The sequence below is a fragment of the Achromobacter sp. genome, assembly GCF_050285565.1.
GTDB lineage: Bacteria > Pseudomonadota > Gammaproteobacteria > Burkholderiales > Burkholderiaceae_B > Achromobacter.
Map to the genome: position 1 here is coordinate 157,219 of NZ_JBLZXG010000007.1, position 19,411 is coordinate 176,629.

A 19,411-nucleotide genomic window follows, 5' to 3' on the forward strand; every position below is an offset into this window, starting at 1 on the left:
TTCAATGCGGCGGCGCCCTTGAAAATTATAGGATTTTGCCGGATACGAGGGCGCGGCCGTTTCAGACTTTACGCGATATAGATGCCGCCGTTCACCTGCATCACCTCGCCAGTGACGAAACCGGCCAGCGGCGAGCACAGGAAGGCGATGGCGCCGGCGATTTCCTCGGCCGTGCCGAAGCGCCGCAAGGGCGTGCTTTCCAGCAGTTGCGCGCCCTTCTGGCCGATCAGGTCGTGCGTCATCGAAGTGGCGATGATGCCCGGCGCCACCGCGTTCACGCGGATCTGCGGCGCCAGCTCCAGGGCCAGGCTGCGGGTAAAGCTCTGCACCGCGCCCTTGGACGCCGAGTAGGCCGCGTGCGCGTAGCTGCCGCGCTGCGCCGCCAGCGAGGTCAGCAGCACGATCGAGCCGTTCTGGCGCAGGTGGCGCTGGGCCGCCCGGCACACATAGAAGGTGCCGTCCAGGTTCACCCCCATCAGCTTCTTCCAAGCCTCGTCGCTGGTGTCCTTGACCAGTTGCTCGGGGTAGATGCCGGCGCAATGCACCAGGTGGTCGATGCCGCCGAAATGATGCGCGGCGCGTTCCAGCACCCGGTCGCAATCGTGCGAGGCGCCCACGTCCAGCGCGTGCACGAACACCCGCTGGCCGCTGGCGTCCAGCTCCGCGGCCACCTCGTCCAGGCGCGCCCTGTCGATATCGGTGAGCACCAGCCGGGCGCCGTGCGCGGCCATCAGCCGCGCGGTCGCCAGACCGATGCCATTGCCCGCGCCGGTGATGGCGACTACCTGTCCTTCGAACGAAATCATGCTGTCTCCAAAGCTCTTTTTCGACGGCCCGCGACCGCTCCCGGGACGCCGCCGGCGATTCGATTGAACCGCCAAATGCATCGCTTGACACGGGAAAAACGCTTGCCCTATGATTTATCGGACAACTTAATAAAGTTGCCTGACAACTTGTGTTGAAAGCGTAAAGCAACTGGCGATTTCAATCAAGGGTGTCCAGAAAACACGGCCGACGGCCGCATGACAGGCAGGGGACAATCAGGTGGAAATCACCGGCAGCACAACCGTATTCGCGATCGCGGCCGACCCGATCGCGCACGTCAAGACGCCCCAGCGGCTCAACGCCCTGCTGCGCGAGCGCGGCGTCGACGCCGTCATGGTTCCCTTCCACGTCACCGCCGCCGGCCTGCCCGGCCTGTTCGCGGGCCTGCGCGGCCTGGCCAACCTGGGCGGCCTGGTGGTCACCGTGCCCCACAAGGAAAGCGCCGCCGCGCTGTGCGACGCCCTCACCCCCGCCGCCGCGCTGATCGGGGCCGTCAATGCCGTGCGGCTGCGCGACGGCTGCCTGACCGGCGGCAACTTCGACGGCCTGGGTTTCGTGGCCGGCCTGCGCGGCCAGGGCCATGAGCCTGCCGGCCGCCATGTCTACCTGGCGGGCCTGGGCGGCGCCGGCAAGGCCATCGCCTGCGCCATCGCCGACGCCGCGCCAGCCAGCCTGCGGCTCTATAACCGCTCGGCCGCCAAGGCCGAGGCCTTCGCCGCGCGCCTGGCGCAACACTTCCCCGGACTGGCCATCAGCGTGGCCGGCCCGCGTCCCGACCCGTGTGACATCGCCATCAACGCGACCACCCTGGGCCTGGACGACAACGATCCCCTGCCCTTCCAACTGGATGCGCTGGCGCCCGGCGCCGTGGTGGCCGACGCCGTGATGAGCCGCGTCGACACGCCGCTGCTGCGCGCCGCCGCCGCGCGCGGCTGCCGCACCCATCCCGGCCTCTACATGCTGGAAGGGCAACTCACCGAAATTGCCCGCTTCCTGGGCATAGAAGAGGCGCAGCACAGCGCGCTCGCTTGATTCACAGACCTACCACTCCCGTTCCACGGAGGAGACACGCATGAAACTGGCTTTCACCACCGGCCTGCTTTGCCTGGCCGGCATTGCCGCCTCGGCCCAGGCCGCGCCCGTCAAGATCGGCCTGATCGAAACGCTGTCCGGCCCGCAGGCCTCGACCGGCCTGATGTTCCGCGCGGCGGTCAAGTACCAACTGGACCGCATCAACGCCGCCGGCGGCTGGAACGGCCAGCCGCTGGAACTGGTCGAGTTCGACAACCAGGGCGGCCCGGTCGGCGCCTCCGACCGCTTCCGCGCCGCGGCCGCCGAAGGCGTGCAGATCCTGGTGCAAGGCTCGTCGTCGGCCATTTCCGGCCAGCTCACCGAGGACGTGCGCAAGCACAACCTGCGCAACCCGGGCAAGGAAGTCGTGTTCCTGAACGTGGGCGGCGAAGCCCTGGAACTGACCGGCCAGAAGTGCCACTTCTATCATTTCCGCTTCACCACCAACGCCGACCTGCGCGTCAAGGCGCTGGCCTCGGTCATGGCGGCCGACGGCACGCTGGGCAAGCGCGTCTACGCGATCAACCAGAACTACTCCTGGGGCCAGGACATGGAAGGCGCCACCGAGCGCTTCGCCAAGCAGTACGGCTATGAAGTGGTCGGCAAGACGCTGCATGAAGTCAACAAGATCCAGGACTTCGCGCCCTACGTGGCCCGCATCCGCTCGGCCAACCCCGACACCGTCATCACCGGCAACTGGTCCAACGACCTGCTGTTGCTGATGAAGGCAACGCAATCGGCCGGCCTGAAGGTGCGCTTTGCCACCGTGTTCCTGGACCAGGTGGGCAACCTCGCCAACGCCGGCGAAGTCGCGCTGGGCCACTACATCGCCCACCCCTACAACATCGAGGCCGCGGGCGAGGACGGCGCCAAGTTCGCCGAGGACTACAAGGCCAAGACCGGCCACTACCCGAGCTACACCGAGCCGCAGACCGTGATCGGCATCACCTTCCTGGGCGAGGCCCTCAAGCAGGTCAAGCCCAAGGACGGCAAGCTGTCGGTGCCGGACCTGGCGCGCGCGCTGGAGAAGGTTACCTACACCTCGCCGCTGGGCACCTACACCATGCGCGCCGAGGACCACCAGGTGCAGCTGCCGATGGTGGTGTCCAAGGTCGGCAAGAACGCCAAGTACAAGGCCGACGGCACCGACATGGGCTTCGAGCCGGTCAAGGTGCTGGCCGCGGCGGACGTGTCCGCGCCGGTGCAGGGCACCTGCAAGATGGTTCGTCCGGACTGACGACGCGACGGCCGCGGGCGGCACGCCGCCCGTGGCTGACCGCCAATAAAGCGCTCGCCGGCGCGGGGCCGGAAAAAACCAGAGCGTGATGCAACGCCAGGCGCCCGGCGCCTGCGCGCAAGGATTTTGGAGCGGACATGGAATACTTTACCGTCTCGCTGTTGAACGGCGTGATTTACGGCCTGCTGCTATTCATGGTGTCGGCGGGCCTGACACTGATCTTCGGAATGATGGGCGTGCTCAACTTCGCGCACGCCTCGTTCTACATGATAGGCGCGTACGCCGCCTATACCCTGACGCCCGTCACCGGGTTCTGGACCGCGCTGGTGCTGGCCACCGTCATCGCCGGCGTGCTCGGCATGGGCGTGGAGCGCTTCTTCCTGCGCCGCGTGCACAAGTTCGGCCACGCGCAGGAGCTGCTGGTGACCTTCGGCCTGGCATTCATCGTCGCCGAGCTGATCAAGCTGTTCTACGGCGACTTCCCGGTCGACTACCGCGTGCCGCAGTTCCTGAACTTCGCGGCCTTCCGCGTGTTCGACGCCGACTATCCCTTCTACCGCCTGCTGATGGGCGGCGTGTCGCTGGCGATGTTCGCGGTGATCTACCTGCTGCTGTCGCGCACCCGCGTCGGCATCGTGGTGCGCTCGGCCATCTATCGGCCACGCATGGCCGAAGCGCTGGGCCACAACGTGCCGCTGGTGTTCATGAGCGTGTTCGGTGTGGGCGCGGCGATGGCCGGGCTGGCCGGCGCGGTCGCGGGCGCGTTCTACACCACCAATCCGAACATGGCGCTGGAACTGGGCGTGCTGGTGTTCGTAGTGGTGGTGGTCGGCGGCCTGGGGTCGCTCGAAGGCGCCATGATCGCTTCGCTGCTGATCGGCCTGATCAGCTCGTTCTCGGTCGGCATCGACGCCAGCCTGGCGACCCTGTTCGGCCTGTTCGGCGCCGGCGAATGGGCCGAAAGCGTGGGCGGCCTGATGACGGTGAAGATCTCCAGCCTGGCGGCGACCCTGCCGTTCCTGCTGATGCTGGTGGTGCTGCTGGTCAAGCCCTCGGGCCTGAAGGGAGAACAGGCATGAGCCCGACGTCTTCCCATCGCGCCCCGGCCGCCCTGCTGCTGCTCGCGTGCGTGGCGGCGCTGTGCGCGCTGCCCTGGCTGCTGCCCGCCGGGCAACTGGTGGCGGCGGTGCAGATGCTGATCGCGGCGCTGTTCGCCTGCGCCTTCAACCTGCTGGCCGGCCAGGGCGGCATGCTGTCCTTCGGCCACGCCGCCTACTTCGGCGTCGGCACCTTCGCCACCATCCACGCCATGAACGCGCTGGGCGGCGCGGGCCTGCTGCCGACGCCGCTGCTGCCGCTGGCCGGCGGCGTGGCCGGCCTGCTGTTCGGCCTGGTCGCGGGCTGGTTCGCCACCCTGCGCGCAGGCGTCTACTTTTCGATGATCACGCTGGCGCTGGCCGAGCTGCTGCACGCGCTGGCGCCGCACCTGAAGGGCGTGTTCGGCGGCGAGGCCGGGCTGTCGGCCATGCGCATGCCGGCCTGGGGCTTCACTTTCGGCTCGGACGTGCAGGTGTACTTCCTGGTGCTGGCCTGGGTGCTGGTGTCGCTGGCCGCGCTGTATGGTCTGACCCGCACGCCGCTGGGCCGCCTGACGCTGGGCCTGCGCGAGAACGCCAGCCGCCTGCGCTACCTGGGCTACCGGCCGCACACGCTCAAGACCATGGTGTTCGCGCTGTCGGCCATGTTCGCCGGCATCGCCGGCGGCTTGCAGGCGCTGAACATCGAGGCCGGCAACTACGTGCTGTTCGAGGTCAAGCTGTCGACCGACGCGGTGCTGTTCGCCTACATCGGCGGCGTCAACGCCTTCCTGGGACCGGTGCTGGGCGCCTCGATCCTGACTTTCCTGTCGCAGACGCTGGCGGACATCACCCGTTCCTGGCTGCTGTACCAGGGCATCCTGTTCGTGCTGGTGATGCTGTTCGTGCCGGACGGCCTGGTGGGCCTGGTGCAGCGCGCCGCCAAGTCGCTGCGCCAGCGCGGCCTGGCCGACTGGCTGCCGCGCGCGGCGGTGTCCGTCCTCGGCGGCCTGCTGCTGACCGGCGCCACGGTGTTCTCGGTGGAGATGCTGCAACGCATGTTCGCGCGCGACTACCGCTCGTTGCTGGCGATGAACCCCGAGGCCGGCTGGCCCGCCATTTCCCTGTTCGGCCACGACTGGGCGCCGCTGGCGCTGTCGACCTGGCTGCCGCCGCTGGCGCTGTTCGCGGGCGGCCTGCTGGCCTGCCGCTGGGCGCTGGCCCTGTGGCGTGGCGAGGCCGAGGCCGCCCCCGTGCTGGAGACCGCGCAATGAGCCACGAGATCCTGACCCTGACCGACGTGCGCAAGTCCTTCGGCGACGCGCAGATCATCCGCGGCGTCAACCTGAAGATCGAGGCCGGCGAACGCCACGCCGTGATCGGCCCCAACGGCGCCGGCAAGTCGACGCTGTTCCACCTGATGTCGGGCTCGTTCGCGCCGACCTCGGGCGACATCAGCCTGCGCGCGCACTCGATCGGCGGCCTGCCGCCCGAGCGCATCAACCGCCTCGGCCTGGCGCGTTCGTTCCAGATCACCAACGTGTTTCCGCGCCTGTCGGTGCGCGAGAACCTGCGGCTGGCGGTGCTGCGCATGCATGGCCTGGTCTACAACTTCTGGCGCCCCATCGCGCGCCACCGCGCCGTCAATGAGCACGTCGACCAGTTGCTGGAAAAGGTGCGCCTGGCGCCCAAGCAGCACACGGCGGCGGGCGACCTGAATTACTCCGAACAGCGTTCGCTGGAAATCGGCATGACGCTGGCCTCGCGGCCCAAGGTGATCCTGCTGGACGAACCCATGGCCGGCATGTCGCAGCACGAGGTCGACTACACCGTCGAGCTGATCAAGGACGTGACGCGCGACTGCACCCTGCTGATCGTCGAGCACGACATGCAGGTGGTGTTCTCGCTGGCCGACCGCATCAGCGTGCTGGTGTACGGCGAGATCCTGGCCACCGGCACGCCCGCCGAGATCCGCGGCGACGCCCGCGTGCGCGAAGCCTACCTGGGAGAGGAAACGGTATGAGCATGCAATCCCCCCTGCTGGCCCTGCAAGGCGTGCACGCGCACTACGGCAAGAGCCACATCCTGCACGGCATCGACCTGGCGGTCGGCCGCGGCGAAGTGATCAGTCTGCTGGGGCGCAACGGCGCCGGCCGCTCCACCACCATGAAAAGCATCATGGGGCTGGTGGACGTGACCGGCGGCCGCATCGCCATCGAGGGCCGCGACATCACCAACAAGCGTCCGTTCGAGATCGCCCGCGCCGGACTGGGCTTCGTGCCGGAAGAGCGCGAAGTGTTCGCCAACCTGACGGTGGACGAAAACCTGCGCATGGGCGAGCAACCCGTCCGCCCCGACGCGCCGGCCTGGACCATCGAGCAGATGTTCGGCTATTTCCCGCGTCTGAAGGAACGCCGCAACACCCGCGCCGGCAATCTGTCCGGCGGCGAGCAGCAGATGCTGACCATGTGCCGCTCGCTGCTGGGCAACCCCAAGGTCATGCTGATCGACGAACCCACCGAGGGCCTGGCGCCCAAGATCGTTGAAGTGATCGCCGACGTGATCCGCGACATCCACCGGCGCGGCGTGTCCGTCGTGCTGGTCGAGCAGAAGCTGACCATCGCGCTGAAGGTGTCCACCCGCGTGAGCGTGATGGGCCACGGCCGCATCGTTTTCGAAGGACCGCCCGCGCAGTTGCATGAGCGCCAGGACGTGGTCCAGGAATGGCTGGCGGTCTGACCGCCGCCCTATCTGTAGAGGCAAGCACTTGGACAATACTCCCGAAGTACGCCACGCCGACCTGCGCGGCAAGAATGTGGTGATCACCGGCGGCGCCAAAGGCATCGGCTACGCCACCGCCGAGGCGTTCGTGCGCCAGGGCGCGCGGGTGGCGCTGCTGGACATGGATCCGGCCGCGCTGGACACCGCCGTGGCCGGGCTGCAGGCGGCCGGCGGCCAGGCCCTGGCCGCGCAGGCCTCGGTCACCGACGCCGACGCGGTCGAGCGCGCCTTCGTCCAGGTCGAGCAGGCCTGGGGCGGCATCGACGTGCTGGTCAACAACGCCGGCATCTCGGCCAACAAGCCGTCGCTGGAGGTCACGCCCGACGAATGGCGGCGCGCGGTCGACATCAACCTGACCGGCGTATTCCTGTGCGCCCAGGCCGCCGGCCGCCGCATGGTGCCCAAGGGCGAGGGCTGCATCATCAACCTGGCCTCGATGTACGGCGTGGTGGCCGCGCCCGACCGCGCCGCCTACTGCGCCACCAAGGGCGCGGTGGTGCTGCTGACCGAGACCCTGGCGGTGGAATGGGGCCCGGCGGGCGTGCGCGTGAACGCGCTAGCGCCCGGCTACGTCGAGACCGACCTGGTGCGCGACCTGGCCGCGCGCGGCCGCCTCGACCCCGAACGCCTCAAGCAGCGCACGCCGCTGCGGCGCCTGGCGCAGCCGGCCGAGATGGCCGACCTGGCGGTGTTCCTGGCATCGCGCCAGGCCGCCTATATCACCGGACACACCCTGGTGGCCGACGGCGGCTGGAGCCGCTACAGCTACCTCTGACGTCTAACGCATCGACGCTTACCTATATTCTGGAGATTCACTCATGGCCACCTACCAACCGCTTGGCTCGCAGGCGCCCTGGCGGCAACTGACCGTCGAGGCCTCGGACTGGCAACAGGCCGACCCCGCGCTGCTGGCCACCATGCTGACGCAGCTGCACTGGATCCGCGCCTTCGAGGAAGCGGTGCTGGACCTGGCCGCCGAAGGCCTGGTGCATGGCCCCGCCCACTCATCGGTGGGCCAGGAGGGCGGCGCCGTCGGCTCGGTGCTGGCGCTGGGCGCGGGCGACCAGATCAACGGCTCGCACCGCGGCCACCACCAGTTCCTGGCCAAGGCGCTGCAACACGTCGCGCCGCTGGGCCTGGACCCGCGCAACCCGCTCACGCCCGCCATCGACGAAGTGCTGCACAAGACCCTGGCCGAGATCATGGGCCTGGCGCAGGGCTATTGCCGCGGCCGTGGCGGCAGCATGCACCTGCGTTGGCTGGAGGCCGGCGCGCTCGGCACCAACGCCATCGTCGGCGGCGGCGTGCCGCTGGCCGCCGGCGCGGCCTGGGCCCACCGCCACGCCGGCACCGACCGCGTGGCCGTGACGTACTTCGGCGACGGCGCCGTCAACATCGGCTCGGTGCTGGAGACGATGAACCTGACCGCCGCGTGGAAGACGCCGCTGTGCTTCTTCATCGAGAACAACCGCTACGCCGTGTCCACCACGGTCGAGGAATCGACCGCCGAGCCGCGCCTGTCGGCGCGCGGCCAGGCCTTCAACATCCCGGCCTGGCGGGTCGACGGCATGGACCCGCTGGCCGTGCACCTGGCCATGGCGGAAGCGGTGGCCCACATGCGCGCCGGCAACGGCCCCACCATCGTGGAAGTGGACGTGTACCGCTTCTTCCACCAGAACGGCCCCTTCCCCGGCAGCGCCTTCGGCTACCGCAGCAAGGAAGAAGAGGCGCAATGGCGCCGCCGCGACCCGCTGGACAAGATCGCCGCCGAGATGATCGGCCGCAAGCTGATCACCCAGGCCGAGGTCGATGGCCTGCGCCAGCGCTGCAAGGACGTCATGAAGGACGTGGCCGGCCGCCTGACCGAGGCCACCGAGGGCGGCAAGCGCCGCGTGCGCGCCGACTTGTGGCCGCGCCCCGACTTCCGCGACGTCGGCCTGCGCAGCGACGGCTCGGAACTGACTGGCCTGCGTTACCAGGAGGCCGCCGACCACGCCGGCGAACAGGCCGAGCGCAAGTTCGTGGATGCGGTGGCCGATGTGCTCGACCGCCGCATGGAGACCGACCCCGGCGTCGTGGTGCTGGGCGAGGACGTGCACCGCCTGAAGGGCGGCACCAACGGCGCCACCCGCGGCCTGAAGGACAAATACCCCGACCGCGTGCTGGGCACGCCGATCTCCGAGAACGCCTTCGCCGGCCTGGGCGGCGGCCTGGCCATGGACGGCCGCTACAAGCCGGTGGTGGAATTCATGTATCCCGACTTCATGTGGGTCGCGGCCGACCAGATCTTCAACCAGATCGGCAAGGCCCGCCACATGTTCGGCGGCGACATCGACGTGCCGTTCGTGCTGCGCACCAAGGTTGCCATGGGCACGGGCTACGGCTCGCAACACTCGATGGACCCGGCCGGCGTGTTCGCCACCGCGCCGGGCTGGCGCATCGTCGCGCCGTCCACGCCCTATGACTACATCGGCCTGATGAACACCGCGCTGGCCTCCAAGGACCCGGTGCTGGTGATCGAGCACGTCGACCTTTACGCCTCCTCGGGCGAAGTGCCCGTCGACGACCTCGACTACGCCATCCCGTTCGGCAAGGCGCGCGTGCGCCGCGAAGGCGCCAAGGTCACGGTGCTGACCTACCTGTCGATGGTCAGCCGCGCCCTGAAGGCGGCGCAAGAAACCGGCGTCGACGCGGAAGTCATCGACCTGCGCACGCTGGACCGCGCCAACCTGGACTGGGACACCATTGGCGCCAGCATCCAGAAGACCAACAACGTGCTGATCGTCGAACAGGGCGCGCGCGGCACCTCCTACGGCGCCATGCTGGCCGACGAGATCCAGCGCCGCTATTTCGACTGGCTCGACCAGCCGGTCAAGCGCGTCACCGGCGGCGAAGCCTCGCCCAGCATCTCCAAGGTGCTGGAACGCGCCGCCTTCGCCGACACCGAGGAAGTCATCGCCGGCCTGAACGACGTGCTGGCCGACCTGGGAGAACGCGCATGAGCGCCGCCCTGCGCATGAGCGTGCCGATGGAGGTTGGCATCTGCTGCGCCGACCTGGACGCGCTGCTGGCGTTCTACACCGAGGTGGTCGGCCTGACGCTGGTGAACCGGGTCAGCGTGCCGGCCGACAAGGCCCGCGCCACCGGTCTGACACCGCATGGCTACGACGTGGCGCGCCTGCAGACCTCGTATGGCGAGCGCATCAAGCTGCTGCAACCGGCCAGGGCGCCGGAGCCGGCGGTGCGCGGCGCCGCCATCCTGGAACGCCAGGGCAGCGCCTACCTGACCTTCATCGTGCATGACCTGGCCGGCACCGTCGAGCGCCTGCGGACGCGCGGCGTGGCCTTCGACAGCGAGCCGGCGCCGATGGAAGTGCGGCCCGGCACCTGGCTGGCCTTCTTCCGCGACCCCGAAGGCAATGTGCTGGAACTGGTCGAATACGACGACCCGGCGGCCTACCGGCCCGACCTGGCCGTGCGCGCAGAATAGGACGAACTACACGTGGCACACCTTATCAAGCTCCCCTCCGTCGCGGCCGATGCCGACGCCGGCACGCTGCACCAATGGCTCAAGCAGGAAGGCGACACGGTCGCCGTGGGCGAGGCGCTGGCGGAAATCGAAACCGAGAAGGCGATCGTCGAGATCAACGCCGAACAGGCGGGCGTGCTCGGCCGCATCGTGGTGCAGGCCGGCCCGGCGTCGGTGCCGATCAACACCGTGATCGGCGTGCTGCTGGCGCCGGGCGAAGACGCCGCGGCGATCGACCAGGCGCTGGCGGAAAACGGCACGCAGGCGGCCAAGCCGGCGGCGCCCGCCGCCACCGCACAGGCTGCCACGGCACCGGCGGCCGGCGCGACGGCCAACGCGGCATCGACCGCCGCGCCGGTCGCCGCCGCATCCGCCGCGCGCACCACCGCCACCGACGCACCCGCCCCCGGCACCCGCCGCTTCGCCAGCCCGCTGGCGCGCCGCCTGGCGGCGCAATGGCATGTGAACCTGCTCGACGTGCAAGGCACCGGCCCGCATGGCCGCATCGTGCGCCGCGACGTCGAGGCCGCGCGCGACCGCGCCCCGGCCGTCGCGCCGCCAACTCAACGCGCCGCCGCCCGCCGCGTGCCGCATTCGGGCATGCGCCGCGCCATCGCCCGCCGCCTGACCGAAAGCAAGCAGCAGGTGCCGCACTTCACCCTGACGGTGGATTGCCGCATGGACGCGCTGCTGGCCCTGCGCGCGCAGGCCAACCAGGGCGGCGCGGTCAAGCTGTCGGTCAATGACTTCATCGTGCGCGCCGCCGCCCTGGCACTGCGCGAGGTGCCCGAGGTCAACGCCAGTTGGCACGACGACGCCATCGAATTCCACGCCGGCGCCGACATCTGCGTGGCGGTGGCCACCGACGGCGGCCTGGTCACGCCCATCGTGCGCGACGCCGACGTCAAGCCGCTGTCCGCCATCGCCAGCGAGATCGTCGAACTGGCCGGGCGCGCCAAGGTCAATCGCCTCAAGCCCGAGGAATTCACCGGCGGCTCGCTGACGGTCAGCAATCTGGGCATGTACGGCATCAAGCAGTTCGCCGCCATCATCAATCCGCCGCAAGCGGCGATCCTGGCGGTGGGCGCGGCCGAGCGCCGGCCCGTGGTGGACGACAGCGGCGAGATCAAGGCCGCGACCGTCATGACCGTGACGCTGTCGGCCGACCACCGCGTGGTGGACGGCGCCGTCGGCGCGCGCTGGCTGGCCGCCTTGCGCGCGTTGATCGAAAACCCCGTGCGCATCCTGCTGTGAGCCCCGCCATGACCAAGATTTCGTTTGACCTGGTGGTGGTGGGCGGCGGCCCCGGCGGCTATGTGGCCGCCATCCGCGCGGCGCAGTTGGGCCTGTCCACCGCGCTGGTGGAACGCGCCGAGCTGGGCGGCATCTGCCTGAACTGGGGCTGCATTCCGACCAAGGCGCTGCTGCACAGCGCCACCGTGCTGCGCGCCTGCCGCGAAGCCGGGCACTACGGCGTGACCGGCGCGGGCGCGGCCCAGCCCGACCTGGCCGCGATGGTGGCGCGCTCGCGCAAGGTCGCCGGCCGCCTGGGCCAGGGCGTGGCGCACCTGATGAAGAAGAACGGCGTGGCGGTATTCGCCGCCAGCGCCAAACTGGCCGGCGGCGGCCGTGTCGCGCTCGACAACGGCGCCACGCTGTCGGCCCGCCACATCATCCTGGCCACCGGCGCGCGGGCGCGCGAGCTGCCGGCGCTGCCGCTGGGCGAGCGCATCTGGGCCTACCGCCAGGCGCTGACGCCGCCAGCGCTGCCCAAGTCGCTGCTGGTGGTGGGCGCCGGCGCCATCGGCGCCGAGTTCGCCAGTTTCTACCGCGCGATCGGCGCCGAGGTGACGCTGATCGACATGACCGCCGAGATCCTGCCGCAGGAAGACGCCGAGATCTCCGCGCTGGCGCGCAAGGCGTTCGAGAAGCAAGGCATCCGCGTGCTGACGCAGTGCGCGGTCAAGTCGTCCAGCCTGACGGCCGCTGGCGTCAAGGCCGTGCTGGAACAGCAGGGCAAGTCGTTCGAACTGGAAGTCGAGCGCGTCATCGTCGCGGCCGGCATCGTCGGCAACGTCGAGAACCTGGGTCTGGAACAGACCCGCGTGAAAGTGGAAAAAACCCACATCGTCACCGACGGCCTGGGCCGCACCGCCGAGCCGGGCGTCTACGCCATCGGCGACGTGGCCGGCGCGCCCTGGCTGGCGCACAAGGCCAGCCACGAGGCGGTGCTGTGCGTCGAAGCCATCGCCGGCCTGCCGGTGCATCCGCTCGACCCGCTGCGCATTCCCGCCTGCACCTATTCGCATCCGCAGGTCGCCAGCGTCGGCATGACCGAGGCGCGCGCCCGCGAACACGCCAAGGCCGCGGGCGGCGAGATCCGCGTGGGCAGGTTCACCTTCGCCGGCAACGGCAAGGCGATTGCCATGGGCGAGGATCAGGGCCTGGTCAAGACGGTGTTCGACGCCAAGACCGGCGAGCTGCTGGGCGCGCACATCCTCCATCCGGAGGCATCCGAACTGATCGCCGGCTACGGCGTGGCGGCGGCGCTGGAGGCCACCGAGGAAGACCTGATGCACACCGTGTTCGCGCATCCGACCCTGTCGGAAACCCTGCACGAATCGGTGCTGGCGGCCTTCGGCAGGGCGCTGCACGGATAGCCGCCACGGGCCACGCGGCTCGCGCTCAGAAGCGGTAGCTCACGCTCAGCGCGCCGCGCGTATCGCGGTAGCCGTATCCGCCCTGTTGCCGCGCCACATTGGCCGCGACCCGCAGGCCTTTGCCAAGCCCGCCTTCCAGGCCCACGCTCCATTCGACGCTGTCGCGGGTTCCCTGAAGCAATGCGCGGGTTTCGCCCATCCTGGCGCCGTAGCTTTTGGAGAGGTGGAGCCAGTTCACTTCAACGAAAGGCTCGACGCCGGAGGGCTGGCCCGGGCAGGCCTCGACGCAGGCGCCGTTGCTCGTCATCCACAGCCGCGTGCCCAGGCGGGTTTGCAGGTTGCCGCCCCCCTCCCCTGTGACCCTCGTGCCGGCATGATCGGTATGCGCGCTCGCGGTCACGCCAGACCATATCAGTTGCGCCTGCGGACGAATGAAGAAGCGACGCTCGCTGCCGCGTCCAGTCGCGTACGTCCCCGCCGCGAATACGAACCCCGATTCCACCGATGCGCTGATACCCCGGCTCCGGTACGTTTCGCGCGGCCGGCCGTCGCCCTGCACGGTATTGTCGAACTGGTTGTAGAGCGCCCAGCCGTCCACATACAGCCCGGCATGCGTTTGCGCGTTGCGGTACCAGGTGCCGTACAGGCCGGCGCCATACCCATCGACACTGCCACGGGATTGGTAGCCCGTCTGGCTGCTGCGCGTCGTGCTGCGCTGTCGGCCGTTGCCGGCCATGACGCCCAGGTGCCAGGCGTCCTGCGCGCCGAAGCTGCCGGCCCGTATCTCCGCGCCGATCTGGAACACCGTGCGATCGGCCGTGAACCGCGATTGCCCCCCGCTCAGGCGCGCCTGACCGCGCCCGCCCGCCGCTCTCACCCAGAGGCTGTGGCGATAGGGCTGACCGGTGATCGGGTTGAGGAAATCGCCGCGCTGGCGCTCGCTCAGCCGGGTGTTGAACAGCGTCGTGGCCGCCTGGTTGCTGGCGTAACTGCCCAACTCCGGCCGCTGCCGCCCTTCGCTGGTGAGATACCAGGAGCTTTGATTGTTCCCCGACGCCGATCCTTTTTGCAGGTGATAGTCGTACGCGCCGACGGTGATGCGGCCCTTCTGCACAAAGGCATCGTCGGTGGAACTTGCGGTTTGGATCAACTCGATCCCTTCCAGCGTCTGCGCCCCCGCGCCGCCTTCGTTGCGCACTTCGACATAGGTGGTGCCCGTCGCCGCGCCGGTGATTCTGAGCCGGTCGGTCGCGCTGCCATCGCCGCCCAGCACCGTGCCGAAAGAGACGGTGCCGTTGTCGCCCACCCAGTCGCCCTGCTGCACATATGTCTGGCCGGCGCAGCCGGCGCAGTTGTCCAGCACCAGCCTGCCGCGGTTCTCGATGTTGCCTGTCACCGTGACGCTTCCCGCCAGGGCGGGCGCGCCGAGGTCGTTGATCAGCAGAACGCCGCTGTTGCGCAGCATGGCGAAGGTCTGATCGCGCCCGTTCAGATTGAGCGTGGCGCCTTCCTTCACTTGCACGCCGGAGGTGGCCGCGATGGCGTGCGCCACGCCGGTCTTGAGCGTGCCCGCGGCGATGAGAGTGTTGCCACGGTAGGTGTTGGCGCCGGCCAGGATCAGGGTGCCGGCGCCTTGCTGGCGGACGTCGCCGTCGCCCGAAATGACGCCGCGGTATTCCACATCATCGCCGCGGTCGAAGGTCACCGAGCCGCCGTTGACGATATCCGACTGCACGGAGCCGCTGACGCCACCGTTGCCCAACCGGAACTCGCCACGGATGACGGTGGCGCCGGTGTAGGTGCTGTCGCCGGTCAGGGTCAGGGTGTTTTCCCCGTACTTGTCGACCCCGCCCGCGCCGGAAATGACACCGCCGAATTGCACATCGTCGCCGCGGTCGAAGGCCAGCGTTCCGTTGTTGACGATGTCTCCCCGCACCAGGCCGGCGCCGCCGCCGTTACCCAGATTCAGCGCGCCGCTCTCGATGACGGTACCGCCGGTGTAAGTGTGGTCGCCGGTCAGGACCAGGGTTCCGGTGCCGCGCTGGACGAGCGCGCCCGTGCCCGACACGGCGCCGCCGTATGCGACCGCATCGCTGCGATGGAAAACCAGTGTGCCCGCGTTGGCGATGTCGCCCGTCAGGGAGCCGCTGGCGCCGCCATCGCCCACTGCCAGCGTGCCGCCCGTAATCGTGGTGCCGCCAAGGTAGGTGTTGTCCCCGGTCAGGGTCAGCGTGCCGCCTCCTTGTTTGGCGACCGAGCCCGGGCCGGAAATCACGCCGCCGTATGCCACCGCATCGCCACGGTCGAAAATCAGCGCGCCGCCGTTGGCGATATCCCCTTGCACCGCGCCGGCGGCACCGCCGGCGCCGACTTGCAGGGTGCCGCCTTCGATGACCGTGCCGCCGCTGTAGGTGTTGTCGGCGCCAAGGATCAAGACGCCGTCGCCTTTCTTGGTCAGGCGCTCGCCGTCCCAGCCGTTGGCGGGATTGGCCGTCATATCCCCCAGCGCCGTGTCAACGGTGAAGGACGCGCCGTCATCGAGCGTGAAGGCGCCGTGCGCCTGGCCGTTGGCGTCGAACCAGTTCAAGCCATACTCGGCCAGATAGCGCTTGGCGTCCGCGGACTTGCGGGTCCTCAGCGTCAGATAATCCACCGTGGTGGAAAAGCCACCCACGGTAACGCGGGCGAAGTCGCCGACGATGCCGTTGGCGGCGCTGAACAGCACCCGCTCTTGCACGGATTGCTGACGCACGCCAGACAGGTTGAAGGCGACATCATTGCCGATGGTCACCGTGTCCGCCGTCAGGCTTTCGGCCTGCGGTCCGCTTTCGCGCGTCTCCCGCAGGGACAGGCTGGCCCCGTCCTCCAGGGCCAGCCGCCCGGCGACGTGGACGACGGCCGGTGTCTGCACGGACAGCGTCGCGGCGTTCGCCACCTGGATATTGCCGCCCAGCGTATTCACGGCGGTCGTGGCGCCATCGCCGAATCGCAGCGTTCCGGCGCGCACGATGGTATCGCCGCCGTAGGCATGGCCGCCGGCCAGGGTCAAGGCGCCGGCCCCTTGCTTGGTGAGCGTTCCCGTGCCGGAGATGTCGCCGCCGAATGCCACATCATCGCCGCGGTCGAAGACCAGCGCGGCGTTATTGACGATGTTGCCCGTCAGGGAGCCTGTCGTACCGCCATCGCCCAACGCAAGCGTGCCGCCCGCGATGAGCGTGCCGCCGCTATAGGTAGCGTCGCCGGTCAGGATCAACGCGCCATCGCCGTTCTTGGTCAGGCGCTTGCCATCCCAGGCCAGATCCGGGTTGGCGCCGACGTCGGCCAGTGCGGCGTCCAGGGTTTCGCGCGCGCCGGCATCGAGCGTGAAGGTGCCGTTGGCCAGGTTGTTGTGCGCCAGCCAGCTCAGGCCGTAGCGGGCCAGGTAACGCTTGCCGTCCTCGGACTTCCTGGTCTGCAGCGTCAGATAGTCCACATCGCCGACGAATCCATGCACGGTGACGTGGGTGAAATCCCCTTCGATGGCGTGCGCCGCGCTGAACAGCACGCGGCCTTCAGCGCCGGCGATCTGCGCCTTGTCGGCAAGGCCCGATAGCTCGAAGGAGGCATCCTGGCCGATGCTCACCGTGTCCGCCGTCAGGTTGACGGCGCCATCGGCGGCAACGCCTTCCATGGACAGCCGCGCGCCCGGCGCGAAACGCAGGGCGGCCGCGCTCAGGCCGCTGCCGGCCTTCAGCGTAAGCGCCGCGAGGCGATCGAAATCGGCCCTCCCAGTGACGGTGAGCGGGTCGCCGGAAAGCGTCACGCCGGTGCCGGCCCCCGCCAACAGATTGCCTGTCAGGGTGGCCACGCCGTCATGGATGGTATTGATGATGGCCAGCAGGTTTTCGACCGATTCACCGGCATCGGACAGCGCCACGTCGCCCGTGATCACCGATCCAGGATCGAGCCTGAGCGTATTCGCGCCGCCCGTCATGCGCAGCACGTCGCCCGCGCCGCCGATGATGCTGCCGCCGTTGGTGATGGCCAGGGCGCTGCCGCGGATGGCGGCGCCGCCCGTCAGGATGCTGCCGGCGTTGTCGAGCGCCGCGCCCGCGCCCACCATCTGCGGCTTGCCGTCCAGATCCAACGTGGCGCCTCGCGCCAGCGTGACGCGGGAGGTATTGGCAAACGCGTCCGCCACGCCGGTCTTGATCGTGCCGGCGCGCAAGGTCGTACCGCCGCTGTAGGTATTCCGGTTGTCGAGTATCAGCGCGCCCGTGCCGGCCTGGACAAGATCGCCCGCGCCCGAGACAACGTCCCCGTACACGACGTCATCGCCGCGGTTGAACACCAGCGCGCCGTGGTTGGCGATGTTGCCCCTTACGGCCCCTTTCGTGCCGCCGTCGCCCAGCACGAGGGCGCCGCCTTCGATGGCGGTGCCGCCGCTGTAGGTGTTGTCGGCGGTCAGTATCAGGGTGCCGGCGCCCTTCTTGGTCAGGCTCGCGCCGTTCCAGACCGCGTTTTCCGGCTGATCGTCCAGCATCTTGCCGACGGTGAATTCCCCGCCTTCCCCGATCGTGAAATCGCCATGCGCGTTCGCCCCGGCGTCAAACCAGGTCAACTGATACGTCGCGCGAAAGCTCTTCTGGTCGGCCGCCTTTTGCGTGCTCAACGTCAGGTAATCGGTTGTCCGCCGGGCAGGATCTCCAGGGTCGCTTTCGGCCGCGATGCCGCCGATGACGACGTTGGCGAAATTGCTGGCGATGGCGCCGGTCGTCGTGCCGAACAACGCTTTGTCCGTGGCGCTAGCGTCGGTGACGCCGGACAGGTTGAAGACGCTGCCGGCGCCGAGCTGCGCCGTATTGGCCAGCAGCCGTTCCGCAACGGGATCGCCGACTCCGGCATCCATGATGGACAGCGTTGCATTGTTCCTCAGGTCCAGCGTGCCATCCAGCGTCAGCGGCGCGCCGGAAAGCGCCACATGGGTGCCTTGTTGGGCAACCAGGCTGCCCGTGATCGCGGTCGCGGCCTTGCTCACCACCGACAGCCTGGTTGCCCCCGGGCCGGCGGCCTGACGCGCCACGACGATGTCGCCATCGATATTCGACCCGGTATCCAGGATGAGGCGATTCGCGCCGCCGGTCAGGCGAATCGCGGCGCCATTGGCGCCCGCCGTGCCGTTTGGCCCGTGGATCCCTTCGTCGAATTTCCCTCCGCGCCCCGCTGGCGCGCCTGCCCCCGGGGCGCCATGGGTGATGCGGCCGGTGTTCTCGATGGTCAGGTCGCCGCCCTGGATGGCGTCTCCGCCAACGCCGCCGTTGCCGCCGGCGCCGCCACGCCCGGAGAAGAACGAGCAATTGGTGCAATCGCCGCCGATACCGCCATTGCCCCCGGCGCCACCCTTGCCGCCTTGAATTTCACCCTGGTTCACGATACGCAGGCCGCTGCCCTGGACCGCATGACCGCCGCCGCCGCCCGTGCCGCCCCGACCGGCGTCGCCCCTATCGCTGTTACCGCCGCGCCCGCCGGTGCCGCCGGTGCCGCCGGTGCCGCCCAAGAGGCTGCCCGGGTTCGTCACGTCCAGCATGTCGCCCCGGATTGCGCTGCCGCCACTGCCCCCGCTATTGCCGTTGCCGCCGTATCCCCCGAAACCGTTGGAGGAGAGTCCGTGGCCGCCCTGCCCGCCATTGCCCCCACGGCCGCCGGCCCCGCCCTGCATGGCGCCCGGGTTCGTGACGTCTTGGTTGCCACCCTGAAACGCGCTGCCGCCCTCCTCGCCTACAGTGCCATTGCCGCCACTGCCGCCTCTGCCCGACGGGGCGTCGGCGCCCCTGCCACCGTCGTTTCCGCTATTGCCGGCGCTTCCCACGATCGGCGCGGCGAGCGGGTCTGGAGCCGTCAGGGCAACCGGCGCCCCCCCGGGGGCATCGGCCGCCATGCCCGGCGCGGCCATGGCAGCGCCGGCGCCGGACAGCGCCAGCACGGCGCAGACAGCGGCGGCTTGCATGCCCGCCGGCAGCGGCGCGCGCGGGCCGTGGCTGATCGGACGGGAAACCTCTGGCGCCTCGGCGGCTTGGACGGAGCCGGAAACGGCCGTGGCGGACGGGCGTGTGATTCGAGGGGCGGTGGGAGGAAGGGACGGTTTGAACGTTGTCACGACGACTGGACACTTGTGGGATGCAAACGGCAATGCGCAGTGCCAGACGCGGCGTGGCGTGGCGCCCCTTCCTGCCGCGATTGCTCGCACAAGCGA

Annotated in this window: 13 protein-coding genes; 11 read left to right on the forward strand and 2 right to left on the reverse strand. The window is 69.4% G+C overall.

Features of this window, described 5'->3' with window-relative positions; translation table 11 throughout:
- Positions 1 to 68 precede the first annotated feature (68 nt).
- Entirely contained in the window at positions 69 to 806 is a 738-nt protein-coding gene (locus ACN6O8_RS16300; protein WP_427992070.1) for an SDR family NAD(P)-dependent oxidoreductase, read from the reverse strand.
- A 238-nt stretch (positions 807 to 1,044) separates the two neighbouring features.
- Between ACN6O8_RS16300 and ACN6O8_RS16305 the strand changes: the two genes are divergently transcribed.
- The 11 genes from ACN6O8_RS16305 to lpdA all read left to right on the forward strand — a co-directional run bounded on the left by ACN6O8_RS16305 (position 1,045) and on the right by lpdA (position 13,179).
- A complete protein-coding gene (locus tag ACN6O8_RS16305; protein WP_427992071.1) occupies positions 1,045 to 1,857 on the forward strand; it encodes a shikimate dehydrogenase family protein in 813 nt (270 codons plus the stop codon).
- 40 nt (positions 1,858 to 1,897) lie between these two features.
- A complete protein-coding gene (locus tag ACN6O8_RS16310; protein WP_427992072.1) occupies positions 1,898 to 3,133 on the forward strand; it encodes a branched-chain amino acid ABC transporter substrate-binding protein in 1,236 nt (411 codons plus the stop codon).
- Positions 3,134 to 3,270: 137 nt separating this feature from the next.
- Positions 3,271 to 4,212 carry a branched-chain amino acid ABC transporter permease gene (locus tag ACN6O8_RS16315; RefSeq protein WP_006386228.1) on the forward strand — a complete coding sequence of 314 codons (942 nt, stop codon included), beginning with the start codon at positions 3,271 to 3,273 and terminating at the stop codon, positions 4,210 to 4,212.
- Positions 4,209 to 5,483: a branched-chain amino acid ABC transporter permease gene (locus ACN6O8_RS16320; RefSeq protein ID WP_427992073.1), complete on the forward strand. Its 1,275-nt coding sequence runs from the start codon at positions 4,209 to 4,211 to the stop codon at positions 5,481 to 5,483. Before ACN6O8_RS16315 ends, ACN6O8_RS16320 begins: the two co-directional genes overlap by 4 nt.
- A complete protein-coding gene (locus ACN6O8_RS16325) occupies positions 5,480 to 6,232 on the forward strand; it encodes an ABC transporter ATP-binding protein (protein WP_427992074.1) in 753 nt (250 codons plus the stop codon). Before ACN6O8_RS16320 ends, ACN6O8_RS16325 begins: the two co-directional genes overlap by 4 nt.
- The gene (locus ACN6O8_RS16330; protein ID WP_427992075.1) at positions 6,229 to 6,948 is read left to right on the forward strand and encodes an ABC transporter ATP-binding protein; all 720 of its coding nucleotides are present in this window, start codon (positions 6,229 to 6,231) and stop codon (positions 6,946 to 6,948) included. Before ACN6O8_RS16325 ends, ACN6O8_RS16330 begins: the two co-directional genes overlap by 4 nt.
- A 28-nt stretch (positions 6,949 to 6,976) precedes the next feature.
- A complete protein-coding gene (locus tag ACN6O8_RS16335; protein WP_427992076.1) occupies positions 6,977 to 7,765 on the forward strand; it encodes an SDR family NAD(P)-dependent oxidoreductase in 789 nt (262 codons plus the stop codon).
- A gap of 43 nt (positions 7,766 to 7,808) precedes the next feature.
- On the forward strand, positions 7,809 to 9,992 hold the full coding sequence (locus tag ACN6O8_RS16340; RefSeq protein WP_427992077.1) for an alpha-ketoacid dehydrogenase subunit alpha/beta: 2,184 nt from the start codon (positions 7,809 to 7,811) through the stop codon (positions 9,990 to 9,992).
- Positions 9,989 to 10,480, forward strand: coding sequence for a VOC family protein (locus ACN6O8_RS16345; RefSeq protein WP_427992078.1), 492 nt, complete (start codon positions 9,989 to 9,991; stop codon positions 10,478 to 10,480). Before ACN6O8_RS16340 ends, ACN6O8_RS16345 begins: the two co-directional genes overlap by 4 nt.
- Before the next feature lie 12 nt (positions 10,481 to 10,492).
- Complete coding sequence (locus ACN6O8_RS16350) at positions 10,493 to 11,773, forward strand: pyruvate dehydrogenase complex dihydrolipoamide acetyltransferase (protein WP_427992079.1); 1,281 nt, start codon at positions 10,493 to 10,495, stop codon at positions 11,771 to 11,773.
- 8 nt (positions 11,774 to 11,781) lie between these two features.
- Positions 11,782 to 13,179, forward strand: a complete 1,398-nt coding sequence (lpdA, locus tag ACN6O8_RS16355; RefSeq protein ID WP_427992080.1) for a dihydrolipoyl dehydrogenase — start codon at positions 11,782 to 11,784, stop codon at positions 13,177 to 13,179.
- Between the two features lie 25 nt (positions 13,180 to 13,204).
- Here lpdA and ACN6O8_RS16360 read toward each other — a convergent pair whose 3' ends face one another.
- Positions 13,205 to 19,165 (reverse strand): autotransporter outer membrane beta-barrel domain-containing protein, encoded by a 5,961-nt coding sequence (locus ACN6O8_RS16360; protein ID WP_427992081.1) that lies wholly within the window; start codon positions 19,163 to 19,165, stop codon positions 13,205 to 13,207.
- Between the last annotated feature and the right edge of the window lie 246 nt (positions 19,166 to 19,411).